The 14,583-nt window shown below is 72.4% G+C and carries 10 protein-coding genes; 1 reads left to right on the forward strand and 9 read right to left on the reverse strand.

Going from position 1 to position 14,583, the window contains the following annotated elements:
• Positions 1-9: 9 nt before the first annotated feature.
• Complete coding sequence (locus K7C98_RS19305) at positions 10-1,758, reverse strand: TrkH family potassium uptake protein (protein WP_224193157.1); 1,749 nt, start codon at positions 1,756-1,758, stop codon at positions 10-12.
• A 51-nt stretch (positions 1,759-1,809) separates the two neighbouring features.
• On the reverse strand, positions 1,810-3,558 hold the full coding sequence (locus K7C98_RS19310; protein WP_224193158.1) for a TrkH family potassium uptake protein: 1,749 nt from the start codon (positions 3,556-3,558) through the stop codon (positions 1,810-1,812).
• A gap of 40 nt (positions 3,559-3,598) precedes the next feature.
• Between K7C98_RS19310 and K7C98_RS19315 the strand changes: the two genes are divergently transcribed.
• A complete protein-coding gene (locus tag K7C98_RS19315; protein ID WP_224193159.1) occupies positions 3,599-4,888 on the forward strand; it encodes a hypothetical protein in 1,290 nt (429 codons plus the stop codon).
• Positions 4,889-5,933: 1,045 nt separating this feature from the next.
• Here the strand turns inward: K7C98_RS19315 and K7C98_RS19320 are convergent.
• The 7 genes from K7C98_RS19320 to K7C98_RS19350 form a co-directional block, all read right to left on the reverse strand.
• Positions 5,934-6,884 (reverse strand): DMT family transporter, encoded by a 951-nt coding sequence (locus tag K7C98_RS19320; protein WP_224193160.1) that lies wholly within the window; start codon positions 6,882-6,884, stop codon positions 5,934-5,936.
• 238 nt (positions 6,885-7,122) lie between these two features.
• On the reverse strand, positions 7,123-7,665 hold the full coding sequence (locus tag K7C98_RS19325; protein ID WP_224193161.1) for an inorganic diphosphatase: 543 nt from the start codon (positions 7,663-7,665) through the stop codon (positions 7,123-7,125).
• A 139-nt stretch (positions 7,666-7,804) separates the two neighbouring features.
• A complete protein-coding gene (locus K7C98_RS19330; RefSeq protein WP_224193162.1) occupies positions 7,805-9,157 on the reverse strand; it encodes a sigma 54-interacting transcriptional regulator in 1,353 nt (450 codons plus the stop codon).
• 398 nt (positions 9,158-9,555) lie between these two features.
• Complete coding sequence (locus tag K7C98_RS19335; RefSeq protein ID WP_224193163.1) at positions 9,556-11,397, reverse strand: feruloyl-CoA synthase; 1,842 nt, start codon at positions 11,395-11,397, stop codon at positions 9,556-9,558.
• 27 nt (positions 11,398-11,424) lie between these two features.
• A complete protein-coding gene (locus tag K7C98_RS19340; RefSeq protein ID WP_224193164.1) occupies positions 11,425-12,282 on the reverse strand; it encodes a hypothetical protein in 858 nt (285 codons plus the stop codon).
• A 267-nt stretch (positions 12,283-12,549) separates the two neighbouring features.
• Entirely contained in the window at positions 12,550-13,857 is a 1,308-nt protein-coding gene (locus K7C98_RS19345) for a porin (RefSeq protein ID WP_224193165.1), read from the reverse strand.
• 111 nt (positions 13,858-13,968) lie between these two features.
• Positions 13,969-14,370, reverse strand: coding sequence for a general stress protein (locus K7C98_RS19350; protein WP_224193166.1), 402 nt, complete (start codon positions 14,368-14,370; stop codon positions 13,969-13,971).
• Between the last annotated feature and the right edge of the window lie 213 nt (positions 14,371-14,583).

Consider the following 14,583-nt stretch of genomic DNA (forward strand, 5'->3'; position numbering starts at 1 on the left):
GGCGACAGCTTACCCGACCGGGAGGTCCTCGCGGGCGAGGCGGTGGCGCGAGCGGGGGGCGGCGTTGTCGGCGACGGCGAGGGCGATCGTGAAGGGGCCGACGCGGCCGAGGAACATGGCGGCGGTCAGGATCAGCTTGCCGGCGACCGAGAAGGAGCTGGTGATCCCGGTCGACAGGCCGACGGTGGCGAGCGCCGACACGGCCTCGAAGGCGACGTGGAGGAAGGGCAGGTCCTCGGTGAGGCTGAGCAGGAGGATGAAGGCCATCAGCAGGCCGCCCATCATCACGAGGACGGCGGTGGCCTTGCGCAGGACCTCGGGGGCGAGGGCGCGGCCGCCGAGCTCGGGCTCGCGCCCGCGCAGCTCCCCGCGCAGGGCGGCGATGACGGTGGCGAAGGTGGTGGTCTTGATCCCGCCGGCGGTCGAGGCCGGGGCGCCGCCGATGAACATCAGCAGGCACAGGAACAGCAGGGTGGCGTCGCGCATGCCGCCGACGCCGACGGTGTCGAGGCCGCCGCTGCGGGTGTTGGCGGAGATGAACAGCGCGGACCACAGGCGGTGGAAGATCCCGTGCTCGCCCGCGGGCCGCAGGCCCGACGTGAACTCGAGCGCGAGCACGGCGACGGTGCCGGCGACGAGTAGCGCGAGCGTGGTCGACAGGACCACGCGGGTGGCCAGCGACAGGCGCGGCGGCGCGGGCGTGCTCGGCTTCACGGCGCGGACGAAACGGCGCCAGCCGTGGCGGACGAGCTCGACCATGACCGGGAAGCCGAGGCCGCCGAGCATCATCAGGAGCATGACGACGGCCTGCACGCCGATGTCGCCGACGAACGCGCCCATGCCGCCCGGGAACAGCGAGAGGCCGGCGTTGCAGAACGACGACACCGCGTGGAACACGGCCGTCCACAGCGGCGAGGCGTCGCCGATCCGCGGGTCGCCGGCGAGTATGAGCCACAGCAAGGAGGCGCCGATCGCCTCGACGATGAAGGTGCCGGCGACGATGCCGACGACGATCTTGCGCAGGTCGGCGACGGTGCGGGCGTCGAGCATGGCGGCGTAGCGCAGCTGACTCTGCAGCGAGCTGTTGTTGCTGAACGCCAGCGCGAGCGCGGCGACGGTCATGATCCCGATCCCGCCGAACTGCACGCCGGTGAGGATGACGCCCTGGCCGAACACGCTGTAGGTGGCGCCGATGTCGTTGACGGCCAGGCCGGTGACGCACACCGCGCTGGCCATGGTGAACAGCGAGTCGACGAAGGAGGTGTTCGCCGCCTCGGTCAGCGAGACCGGGAGGGTGAGCAGCAGGCTGCCGAGCGAGATCAGCGCGGCGAAGCTGCCGATCAGCATCATGGCTGGCCGCTGGGACATGGTCAGAAGGACACGTCCCGTGCGCTCGGGGGCGATCACCAGGGCGCCGGCGAGCGCGGCGAGGCTGGTGAACACGAGGTCGTAGGTCTCGGCGGCGGCCTGGCGACGGGCGGTGAGCGGGCCGTCGAAGGCGTCGCCGAGGATGAAGGCGCGGGCGATCAGGAAGCCGAGCAGCGCGAGCAGCAGCGCGACCTCGAACCACATGACGCCGCCGAGGCCGGCGTCCTTGCGGCGGGCGGCGAGCATCTGCCGCACCTGCTCGGCGACGGCGAGGGTGACGATGCCCATGCCGAGGACGACGAGGAGGCCGGTCCACGGCGAGGCGACGGCGACGTCGAGCGCGACGACCCCGACGGCGGCGAGGAGGACGAGCAGCATGCCGAGCGACACGCGGCCACTATACCCGCGCCCGTGGCCCGCGGGCCGCGCCCTGGTGGGACATCAGCCGACCGGGAGATCCTCGCGGGCCAGGCGGTAGCGCTGGTGGGCGGTCGCGGTCTCACCGACGGCGAGGGCGATCGTGAAGGGCCCGACGCGGCCGAGGAACATCGCCGCCGAGACGATCAACTTGCCGGCGACGGTGAGCGAGCCGGTGATCCCGGTCGACAGGCCCACGGTGGCGAGCGCCGAGATGGCCTCGAGCGAGAGCTTGAGGAACGGCTGCTCCTCGGTGAGGGTCAGCAGGAGGATGATGACCAAGGCGATGCCGCTCATCATCACGAGGACGGCGGTGGCCTTGCGCAGGACCTCGGGGGCGAGGGCGCGGCCGCCGAGCTCGGGCTCGCGGCCGCGCAGCTCCGCGCGCAGGGCGGCGACGACGGTGGCGAACGTGGTGGTCTTGATGCCGCCGGCGGTCGAGGCAGGCGAGCCGCCGATGAACATCAGGGCGCAGATGACGAGGATGGTGGCGTCGCGCAGCGAGGCGTGGTCGATCGAGTTGAAGCCGGCGGTGCGGGTGTTGATCGAGGCGAACAGGGCGGCCATGAAGCGGCGACCGACGCCCTGCTCGGCCGCCGGCGCGAGGGCGTTGGAGAACTCGAGCGCGAGCACGGCGACGGTGCCGACGACGATGAGCATCAAGCTGGTCGAGAGGACCACGCGGGTGGTCAGCGACAGCCGCGCCGGGGCGGGCGCGCTGCGCTTGACTGCGCGGACGAGGTGGCGCCAGCCGTAGCGCACCAGCTCGACCATGACCGGGAAGCCGAGGCCGCCGAGGATGATGAGGCCCATGATCACGGTCTGGACCCCGAACTCGCCGGCGAACTGGGTGATGCTGCCGGGGAACAGCGAGAAGCCGGCGTTGCAGAAGGCCGAGATCGAGTGGAACACGGCCATCCACAGCGCCGAGTGCTCGCCGAGCCGCGGGTCGCCGACCAGCAGGAACCACAGCAGCGCCGCGCCGATCGCCTCGACGACGAAGGTGCCGGCGAGGATGCCGACGACGATCTTGCGCAGGTCGGCGACGGTGCGGGCGTCGAGCATGGCGGCGTAGCGCAGCTGGCTCTGCAGCGAGCTGTTGCGGCTGAACGCCAGCGCGAGCGCGGCCACGGTCATGATGCCGACGCCGCCGAGCTGGATGCCGGCGAGGATGACGCCCTGGCCGAACGGGGTGTAGACGGTGGGGACGTCGTTGACGGTCAGGCCGGTCACGCACACCGCGCTGGCCATGGTGAACAGCGAGTCGACGTAGGAGGTGTGGGCCGCCTCGGTCAGCGACACCGGCAAGGTGAGGAGCAGGCTGCCGAGCGCGATCATCGCGGCGAAGCTGATGATCAACATCATGGCTGGCCGCTGGGACATGTTCAAAAGCACACGGCCGGTGCGCTCGGGGGCGATCACCAGGCCGCCGGCGAGTGCGGCCAGACTGGTGAACACGAGGTCGTAGGTCTTGGCGGCCTCGACGCCGCTGGCCTCGAGGGTGCCGCCGAACGCGGCCGTGAGCGCGAGGGTGCGCGCGAGCAGGAAGCCGAGCAGGGCCAGCAGCAGCGAGACCTCGAACCACAGCACCCCGGCGAGCGCCTCCGCCTTGCGGCGGGAGAAGATCATCTGCCGGACCTCCTCGGCGACCGCGAGGGTCACGCCGGCCATGCCGAACACGATCACGAGGCCGGTCCAGGGCGTGGCGACGGCGACGTCGAGGGCCACGACTCCGAGGGCGACGAGGAGGACGAGCACGCTGCCGATCGACACCGCGCCACTATACCTGTCGAGACCGTTAGACTGGGGCCGCATGCTCTCTCGTCCCGGCGCCGTCCTCGTCCTCGCCCCGCTGTTCCCGCTGCTGCTGGCCTCCGCCGGCTGCGCGAGCTCGGTCTGCACCAGGGTGCGCAGCGACAGGGACGCCTTCACGCGCCGCGCCGCCGCTCCGGGGCCGCACCTGGCGCTCGCCGTGCCGTACGCGACGCTGAGCCAGAGCGTGCAGCGCTCGTTGACCCGCCTGCCGCAAGTGCGGCTGCCGCTGCCGGACCTCGGCCCCGTCGACCTCGGATCGCTCGCGGTGGCGATCCGCAGCGTCGCGTTCCGCCCGGCCCCGGCCGGCAGCGTCGGCGCGCGCGTGAGCGTCGCCCTGACGAACGGGGGCAAGCAGGTCGCGGCGCTCGACCTCGACGCCGTGATCGCGCCGCGCCTCGACCCACGCGCCGGCAGCGTGCGCCTGCAGCTCGGCGCCGAGGACCTGCGCGAGGTCAGGCCGAGCCTGCCGCCGGCCGAGCGCAAGCGGTTCGCCGAGTTCCTGCTGTCGCTGGTGCCGGGGGCCGCGCGCGGGCTGGTCGGGCGCGAGCAGGTCGAGGCGCTGGCCGACGGGTTCTTGAAGGAGGTGGTCGGCGGGCGCTGGCCGCAGATCCGCGACCAGCTGCTCCAAGGGACAGGTGACCTGGTCGACGTCGAGATCGACCTCGGCGACGTCCCGCTGACGAAGATCGAGCTGAAGAGCGGCGCGGCCGACCTCGAGCTGTGGGCCCACGCGGCCCTGCCGGCGGCGGCCCTGTCCGCGGGGACAGCCCGCCCTGCGGGCAGCGACGCCCGCCTGGTGGCGCTCAGGATGTCCGGCGGGGTCGCGGCGGCGCTGGCCAACCGGGCCATGGCGAGCGGCCAGATCCCCGACCGCTACAACCGCGACGGCGCGCCCGATCCGCGCGGCGAGCTGGTCGCGGGCGTCGACTGGCGGGCCGGCGAGCGCCCGCTCAAGGTCCACGCGTGGAGCACCGAGGGCACGTGCGCCCGCCTCACGTTCGGCGGCACGCCGCAGGTGGCGGCCCGCGGCGGGCAGCTCGCGGTCGACGTCGGCGACGGCACGCTCGAGGAGGTGACGGGCTCGCTGCGCGTGCGCGCGGCGGTGTGGTTCTCCGGGCTCGGCCGGCAGACCTTCAGCGTCAGCGAGTCGGTGGCCGACGCGATCGAGTTCGAGATCCTCGGCGTCGACTACCGGGCGAGCGTCGTCGCGGCCGCGGTGAGCCGCAGCGAGCTCGAGTTCTCGCTCGCATTGGCGGAGGCCCCGCAGCCCGCGACACGACGTCCGTGATCCGGAGGAGGGAGCGATCCACCGTGAGCCGCTGCACGTACCGCGTAGGCGAGCGCAGGCGCGCCGTTGGCCGCTGCCGTGATTGTGTTGCGCCTTACAAAAACTACAAAGTGACAGTTGTCCGAGGGACGAAACCGATCTCTGCTGGCAGATTTATCCACAGATCGGATCCTTGCGAATTCGTGCCTTGAGGGGCTGTTAGCGCGCATCGGACGTGATGTCCGTCCACCCCCGAGCGGGCTCGTCGCCAGGCTCGCGGTCGGTGCCGGCGGGGTCGGCGACGCCCTGCGCTTTCCCGGTACCGAAAGCGGATCAGTGTGCATATAGTCCGGCCGTACAGCCGCTCGCGGAATCGACCGCGGCGTCACCATGGAAGCTGCTCCATGAAACAGCCGATGCGAACGAGAAGCCGCCGCTGCCCCCCCAAGATCCTGGGCAACACTGCGCGGGCCCCTCAGCCGCTCCGCTCGCTCGGCGGTCCGAGCAACACGCTCGGGGCCGCTCCTCCTTCCGGCCGTCCCGGAGTCAAAAACTTCCCCCGGCAGCGTCACGCCGCCCCGCTCGGCGAGTGCCACCGCTCGATCGCGGTCGCCAAGTACCTCGCCTCCCGGCGCACCGAGGCCGCCGCGAAGCCCGAAGACGCGCCTCGCAAGGGCGCAGGAGCCAAACCGCGCAAGGGCTGGCGGGGCCGCCCGGGGCAAGAGTCCCCGGGCCTCGAGCACAGCCCCGCGGTGGCGCGCCCCGCCACGCCGCCGCGCGAGGCCGGCGCAGGCGCCTCCGACCTGACTCCGTGGACAGCTCGTCGCAATGCCGCGCGTCTGAGCGGGCGCGACCGCGTCCTCACCGCGCGCCCGCGCCCGTCCCGGGTGCTGGCCGAGATGGCGACCGACGCGACGCCCTGATCAAGTTTTTTGGACGAGGCGCACCAAGGGCGGCCCGGGCAATGGTGCTCGGGCCGCCCCGTCCAATTGTAGGCCGTGCATTTTCGGACATGTCCTGAAGAGCCTGTCCCACACAACATGCTCCCAGGGGCATGTTCGAACGATCAGGTCGGGGTCGACCGCCCGGGCACGAAGCGCAGCGACAGGCCGAGCAGCACGGCGGCGGCGGCGAGGACGGTGCGGCCGTCGAGGCGCTCGCCGTGCCACAGCGCGGCGGTGACGGCCGCGATCACGAACTGGACGTTGATGAACAGCCCGACCAGCGAGGTCGGCAGGCGGCGCAGGGCGTAGAGGTTGAGCAGGTAGGCGAGGGCGGTCGGGCCGACGATCACGAGCCCGCCGAGCAGCCACACGTGGCCCGGGACGGCGGCGAAGTCGACGGCGAGCAGCGCCGGCGCGCCCACGGCGGCGATCATCGGCAGGGCGCAGGCGTAGATGGCGGCCGACAGGGGCAGCGGGTCGAGGGTCTGCGACACGCGCTTCGACAGGGCGAGGAACAGCGAGTAGGCGCCGCTGTTGAGGAACATCAGCAGGTCGCCGAACAGGACGGTCTCGCTGAAATGGTCGGCGAGTCGGCCGTCGCGCGTGCGCAGCCAGGCGCCTGTCCCGACGGCCAGCTCGTCGACCTCGAACAGGGCGGCGATGCCGAGCGCCCCGAGCGCGACGCTGACGAGCTTGCGCCGCGTCAGCGACTCCTGGCCGAGCAAGACGCCGAGCGCGAGCGTCTGCGCCGGCACGGTGGCCATCACCAGGGCGCCGTGCACGGCCGTGGAGCGCTGGATGCCGGCGTTGAACAGGAGCTGGTTCAGGACCACGCCGAGCAGCGCGAGCACGCTGAAATGGCCCCAGCCGCGCCGCGGCCACGACACGCGCAGCAGCAGCGCGCCGCCGATCAGGAGGACGGCGCCGCCGAACTGGCGGATCGTCGTCCACGCGATCGGGTCGAGGTGAGCCGTGATCTCGCGCGCCGCGCTGTAGTGGGTGCCGAACAGCAGCTGCACGCCGAGCAGCGCGGCGACGGCTCTGGCGGTGTCCTGGCCGGAGGGGGCTTGCAAGCGGCGCGACGGTAGCGGACGCGCCGGCCGCGGTCGATGGGCCGAGCGGTCGCGGGTCGAGCGGCGGCGCCGCCGCCGAGCGTGTCGGCGTCCGTGACCGGCGGCTGAATCGCTACGGGGCGAATGTCGGCACCCGCGATCGCGCGGATCGGCGAATCACGGGATCATGAACCCGGCCGCTCTCGCCGCGCTACGGGTGGGCGCGGCGGGCATGTCGAAAGGGACATGTCCCTGGCGACTACTTGTGCAGCTCGCCGCGACGCAGCCGCTTGTACAGCTCGAAGGCATCCCGGATGACCACCAGCGCCTCGGCGGTGCCGAGGATGTCGTCGATGACGACGGTCTTGTTCTCGAGGATCTTGTAGTCCTCGAAGAAGCGCCGGACCTCGCGCATGACGTGGTGCGGGAGCTGCGACTGGTCGGTGTACTCGTTGAACCAGGGGTCGTGGGTGCTGACGGCGACGATCTTGTCGTCGATGCCCTTGTCGTCGCGCATGCGCATGACGCCGATCGGGCGGGCGGTGACGATGCACAGCGGGTGGACCGGGCTCTGTTGCAGGACCAGGATGTCGAGCGCGTCGCCGTCGTCGCAGTAGGTGCGCGGGATGAAGCCGTAGTTGGCAGGGTAGTGCACCGCGCTGAACAGCACGCGGTCGAGGCGGAGGAAGCCGGTCTCCTTGTCGACCTCGTACTTGTTCTTGCTGCCCTGCGGGACCTCGATCACGGCCGGAACGTGAGGGAGCTGGCCTTCGTCGACATAGATGTCGTGCCACGGATGCATCGCGCGGGGAGCGTGGTGCCGACCCCCGCCGGCTGTCAAGCAATCGCGCGCGGACGGACGTATGGCCGCCCCGGCGAGGCCGGGCCTGTCGCGCGCCGCCGGCGCTCGGCGGCTGCTTCGTCGGGGGGATGTGCCGACGTCAGCCGCGGATCTGCAGCCGCTTGAGCGCCTGTCGCAGACCCTCGCCCGACATCTCGGCGGCGCGGGCGGCCTTGGCCTTGCTCGGGTGCTGCGCGAGCAGACTCGTGAAGTAGAGCCGCTCGAACTCGTCGACGGCGCGGTCGTGCGGCAGCAAGAGCAGGCCGTCGTGCGCGACGGCCCGCCGCGCGCTGGCCTCGGCCTGCAGCGACAGATCGTCGGCGGTGATCTCGGGGCCGTCGGCCATGACGTGCGCGCGCTCGATGACGCTCTTCAGCTCGCGCACGTTGCCGGGCCAGGCGTGGGCCGTGAGCGCGGCGCGGGCCTCGTGCGAGAGGGAGCGCGCCTCGCCGGCGCCGGCGCAGCGGCGCAGGAACAGCTCGGCGAGCAAAAGGACGTCGTCCTCGCGCTCGCGCAGGCTCGGGATCTCGACCCGCACGTCGGCGATCCGGAAGAACAGATCCTGGCGGAAGCGGGCCTCGGCGACCATCGCCCGCAGGTCGCGGTGGGTGGCGCACAACACCCGCACGTCGACCTTCCGCGGGCTGCGCTCGCCGACCCGCACGACCTCGCCCTCCTGGATGACGCGCAGCAGCTTGCTCTGCAGGTCGAGCGGGAGCTCGCCGATCTCGTCGAGGAAGATCGTGCCGCCGTCGGCCTCCTCGAAGCTGCCGGGGCGGTCGGCGACGGCCCCGGTGAAGGCGCCCTTGCAGTGGCCGAACAGCAGGCCCTCGGCGAGCTCGCGCGGGATCGCGGTGCAGTCCTGGACGATGAACGGGCCGTGCTGTCGCGAGGAGCGGTTGTGCAGCGCGCGCGCGACCAGCTCCTTGCCGGTGCCGGTCTCGCCGCCGATCAGCACGCGCAGGCGGTCGCCGCGGGTGGCCAGCCGCTCGAGGGTGGAGAACAGCTCGCGCATGGCGGGGCTGCGGCCGTACAGCGCGTCGAACTGGTCGATCGGCGGCAGCGCGATCTGGACGTCGTCGACGCCGAGCAGGCGGAAGGTCGACTGCCCGGCGCGAAAGACGGTGTGCGCGGTGAGCCAGACCTCGCGCACGCGCACGTCGCCGACGACGACGCCGTTGGTGCTGTCGAGGTCGCGCAGCAGGAGGCCGCGCGGGGTGACGGCGATCTGGAAGTGGTTGCCGCTGACGTGCGTGTCGGTGAGGACGATGTCGTTGACGGCGTCGCGCCCTGCCGTGATGAGCCGCCGGTCGGACAGGCCGATGTGGAACTCCTTGCCGCGATCGGGGCCGTCGAGCACGCGCAGGTTGACCCGCCCGATCCGCTGATACGTGCGGGTGAATTGGGGCACGGCGGCGGTCGGATCGAGCTGCTTCTCGCGGGGAGTGCTCACTGCGAAAACGATGACTCCGGCCGGCAAGGTAGCACGCGGAGGCGCGGGGCGGCTAGCAGCTTTGCGCGTACGGAAGCGCGGGGCCCGGGAGGTCTCGAGAGGGCGGACGAGGGGCCGTGCGGCGGGTCCCTCGCGACGGGAGACCTGCCATGCCAGATGCTCGACGGCGATGCCTGTTCGGGCATGTCCGAAGTTTGCCTCGCCGTCTGCGCGTCAGGCATGGGGCCCCTCCCGGCGTCCCACCGCACGGCCCCTCGTCCGCCCTGCGGCGGTCGTCGCCGGCCCCGCTTGTCTCCGGACGAATGACATGTCCTTCGGGGCATGTTCGGAGATGGGGTAGAGAGTGGCTTTGACATGTCCGAATATACATGTCTACTCGGGCAGGCAGAGAGCGCCGATCAGGCCGGGACGATCAGCGCGGGGTCGGGCGGGCTGGCGTAGAGGCGGGCGACGTCGGCGGCGCGGCGGCGGAGCACCGCGCGCTGATTGATATAACCCTTGTCGGTGATCTCGCCGGCGTCGATGGCCGGGGGCTCGCGCAGGAGCACGGCGCCGGCGATCGTGCGGCTGCTGCTGCCGGCGTGGGCGGCGTTGTGGGCGGCCAGGGCGGCGGCCAGGTGGGCGCGGATCCGCGGGTCGTCGACGAGCCTGTCCGAAGGGACATCCGGTGCGAGGGTCCGGCAGCCGTCGAGGTTGAGGAACACCAGCACGCCGGCGGCGCGGCGGCCCTCGCCGGCGACGACGACGTCCTGGACGACGGGCGCGGCGGCGGCGATGAAGGCGACGCGCAGGGCGCCGACGCTGACCCACGTGCCGCTGGTGAGCTTGAAATCCTCGGCGACGCGGCCGTCGAAGACGATGCCCTTGCGCGGGTCGGTCGGGTCGGCGAGGCGGCCGGCGTCGCCGATGCAGTAGTAGCCGTCGGGGTCGAAGGCGGCGGCGGTGAGCTCGGGCTCGCGGTGGTAGCCGGGGGTGACGTTGGGCCCGCGCACCCGCATCTCGAGCTTGCCCTCGCGCGGGACCAGCTTGAGCTCGCAGCCGGGCGCGGGCAGGCCGATGATGCCGGCGTGGGCGATCGGGAAGTGCACGTTGGTGACGAGCGGCGAGGTCTCGGTCGAGCCCCAGGCCGAGGTCATGAGCACGCGCCCGGCCGCGCCGGCCCGCTCGGCGACCGCGGCCAGGCGGGCCCACAGGTTGGGCGGGAGGGCGGCGCCGGCGTAGAAGATGACGTCGAGGCGGGAGAAGAAGCGCTCGCGCAGGGCCTCGTCGCGCTCGAGGTAGGGCAGCAGCACCTCGAAGCCGCGCGGGACGTTGAAGTAGAGGGTCGGCGGGACCGCGCGCAGGTTGTCGACCGTGCGCTCGATGAGCCCCGGCGCCGGCTTGCCCTCGTCGACGTAGAGCGAGCCGCCGTGGTAGAGCGCCATGTTGAAGTTGTGGTTGCCGCCGAAGGTGTGGTGCCACGGCAGCCAGTCGACCAGCACCGGCGGGCGCGCGCGCAGGAACGGCCAGCACTGGGCGATCGCCTGCTGGTTCGAGCACAGCATCCGCTGGGTGTTGATCACGCCCTTGGGCCGGCTGGTCGAGCCGGAGGTGAACAGGATCTTCGCCACGGTGTCGGGGCCGGTGGCGGCGTGGGCGAGGTCGGCATGTTCCAGAGAGCATGTCTCGGAGAGCATGTCGGAGAGGACAGCGTGGCGGTCGCCGGGGTCCCGGCCGACCAGCGCCGGCGCGCCGACGGCCGCGAGGGCGCGGGCGAAGCGGACCCCGTCGGCGGCGAACACCAGGCCGGGCTCGACCTGGGCGGCGATGTGGCGCAGGTTCTCGAGGTCCTGCGAGACCAGGCTGTAGGCCGGCGAGACCGGGACCGCGGGCACGCCGACGTACATGGCCGCGAGCTGCAGCAGGGCGTTGTCGACGCTGTTGTCGGACAGGAGCATGAGCGGGCGCGCGGCCGACAGCCCGCGCGCCAGCAGGGCCGCGCCGAGCCGGCGGATCCGCGCCCAGGCTGACCCGTAGGACAGCTCGAACAATTGGCCGTCGCGGCGCTCGCCGAGCAGCACCCGCTCGGGCGCCTCCTCGGCCCAGCGGCGCAGCGCCTCCGCCAGGGTGGCGGGGTAGGGCTGCAGCGGCTGCGGCGAGCGCAATTCCATGACGCCGCCGGCGCGGTAGGTGACGACGACCTCGGCGGGGGCGAGCTCGAGGGACAGGTCCTTCGGGTCAGGCTCGGCGTCTGGCTTCATCGACATGTCCTCGGGGGCAGATGAACGCTAGCCGCACGACCAGCGGCCGAGGGTCTCGAGGCCGCCTCCGCCGCGCGACTCGAGCGACAGCGAGAAGCCGTCGTCGCCGTAGGTGTTGAGGTAGAGCTCGCGCGCGCCGTCGCCGTCGAGGTCGACGGCGCCGAGCAGGGCGTAGCGCTCGCGGGTGTCGGCGCGCGAGCGCAGCAGCACCGGCGCGCCGGCGGGCGGGACCAGGAAGAAGCCGCTGAAGCGGAAGTTCGCCTCCTCGTCCTTCGGGTCGCCGGGGACGACGGCGGCGACCATGTCCTCGCCGACGCCGTCGCCGTCGAGGTCGACGCTGACGCGCTGGTCGACGCGGACCTTGATCGTCTTGAGCTCCGGCACGGCGGCGCGGACGGCCTCGGCGATCCGGCCGCGCAGCTCCTTGGGGGCGTCGCGGTCGACGTCGGCGGGCACGGCCGGGGTGACGTAGACGAGCGCCTCCTTGAGGCTGGCCGGCACGACCGCGTCGCCGCGCAGCGCGTCGGGCGGGGCGTCGATCGTGAGGGTCGGTTCGGGGGTGGCGGCGTCGGAGCAGTTCGCTACTGCGCGGCCGACGACCTTCGCGGCCCCGCCGCTCATCAACCACACCTCCGCGCCGGTGGGCGCGAGCGCGAGGCAGTCGGCGCCGCTGGCGAATCGCTTGCCGGCGTCGAGGAAGCAGGCGAGCGGCGACAGCCCGAACTCGCTGGCGACCAACAGCGCGCGGCCGGTCGGCGGCGGCGGCGGCTCGGGGGCGGGTGCCGGCGCGGGCGCGGGCGCGGGCGCGGGCGGGGGGGGAGGCGGCGCTTCACCGCCACAGCCGACGAGGAGCGAGACGAGCAGCGCGAGCGGGACGGACCTCATGGCGGCCGCACGATACCACGTCCGGCGATCGGCCCGCGGCCCGCGCGGCGACGGAGGCAATGCGCGCGGGACTCGCCTGTTCTCCCGCCACGCTGGTCGCGTTGCTCGTCGGGCCCCAGGTGCTCGCTTGCCCGTCTGTCGGAGCTCGGCGCGAGGACGGCGAGATGCGCCACGCTGGCCGCATGCTCGTCGGTCACGTATGGGCCCGGCACGCTCGCTGGCCGCGTCGTATGCGGCGCGCGGCGAGATGCCGCGTCGCGGTGTCCGCTAGAAGCCGGCCTGCAGCTGCAACCGCAGCTGGTCGGCGACGCCCGCGGGCAGGCCCGGACCCCACTGGCGGAAGTAGTCGAGCTGCAGCTTGAGCGAGTGGCGGTAGAAGTAATAGTTGACGCCGGCGCCGTACTCGTCGAGGCGGGCCAGGCTGGTGTCGACGCGCCGCGACGGTCGCACGCCGGACGAGCGGGCGGTGAGCTCGACGCGGGTGCGCGGGATGAACAGGCCCATCTGCGCGGTCCAGCCGACGCCGTTGCGGGCGGTCTCGACCGGGGCTGGCATTCCGGACATGTCCAAAAGGCCACCCGGGAGGCGCCAGCCCTGGCGCCAGTAGAAGTCGAGCAGCAGCGACATGCCGGCGATCTTGAACATCAGATCGACGGTGACGTTGTTGCTGCGCATGGTGCCGCCGTCGGCGAAGGCGGTGCCGCCGATCGCCCGCGTGCGGTGGTCGCGGTCGCTGAAGGCGTAGGCGGCGCCGATGCTGAGGCGCGGCCTGGCGCTGCGCTCGTGGTCGGCCTCGCTGTAGTCGTCGAACATGCCGAGCGGCAGGTAGTCGACGCGGGCCATGTACGTCAGGCCGAAGTCGCGGGCCTTGTAGAATTCGTAGCCCTCGCCCATGAACACGCCGGCGAAGTAGCGCAGCTTGCCGAGGCCGGCGACGTCGGGCGAGCTCACCTGCACGCCGATGTCCTGGTCGAGCGTGAACTCGTAGCTGGCCGACGAGTTGTCGACCATCTGTAATTTGGCCAGCGGCTGCATGCGCTGGCGCGCGTAGGGCACGAAGAAGAAGCCGGCCTGGAGGTTGACGTGGCGGTAGCGCGTCCAGGTCGTGTACCACTGGAAGATGGGCGCGCGCCGCGGGGTGCCGTCCTTGAAGCCGAGGTCCTTCGGCGCGAACATCAAGTGGACGTAGTAGCCGACGTGCGGCGTGAAGATGTTGCCCGAGAGGATCAGGCGCGCGCGCCGGAACTCGAGGCTGTTCGACCACGGCTCCATGCCCGCGGCCGGGATCGCCTCCCGCCGCGCGGTGTAGAGCAGCTGCGCCCACATGTTGATGTTGAGCGTGAAGCGACGGTTCGGCGTGGCCAGCTCGATGCCGCGTCCGGGCCTCCACAGCGCCCGGCCGACCGGCACCTCGGCGGTCCGCTGGGCCTCGTTCCTCGGCATCCACGGCGGAGGAGCGGGCGGCGGCCCGCTCGGCTCGGGCAGCACCGGCGCCGGCGGGTTGGCCCACGCCGGCCCCGCGACGCCGAGCACGAGCAGCGTCGCGACGCACCGGAGCAGGACGAGGGGACGCATGCGGGCGCCAGGGATGACACCCGAAGCGGCGCGCGCGTGTCAAGGTCCCGCTTAACGCGTGCGCGTTCGCGGCCGTCCCGGGCCTGCTCCGGGCCCACGTGGGGACATGGCCTAAAGGCCAGATCCGCTGTTCTGCGCCTCGGGCTCGTGCGGCTCGTCCTCGCGCTCGCGCACGCTGTGGGTCGGGCTGCCGTGCGAGTGGTGGCCGCCCTCGCGCCCGATCTCGGCCATGTGCTCGCGGTCCTGGCTGACGGTCTCGCCGCCGCGGCGGCCGATCATCGCCATGTGCTCGCGGTTCTGGCTGACGGCCTCGCCGCCGCGGCGGCCGATCATCGCCATGTACTCGCGGTTCTGACTGACCGCCGCGCCGCCACGGCGGCCGATGTTCGCCATGTGTTGGCGGTCCTGGCTGACGGTCTCGCCGCCGCGGCTGGCGATCACTCGCTGCCTGTCCGGGTCCATACCTGCGAAGCCGCGGGCGTCGCCGCGGCCCTTACCTCGATTGCTCGACATCGCTTTTTACTCCTGCGCATGCGAGGGGGCGCGGCCGGACAGGCCGATGGTCTCGTCCCTCGCGGGTCGCCTCGCAGCGTGTGCGATGTTGACCCAGCCGCAAGTGCAGCGGTGCGGCCGCCCGGCGGCGGCGACGCCCGCTCGCGGGCGGCCGAATCATATGTCCTTTTCGACATGTCCGAACGGTCGGGTGTCAAGCCCGCGCGCCCGGGA

The sequence above is a fragment of the Nannocystis pusilla genome, from assembly GCF_020073745.1.
Lineage (GTDB): Bacteria > Myxococcota_A > Polyangia > Nannocystales > Nannocystaceae > Nannocystis > Nannocystis radixulma.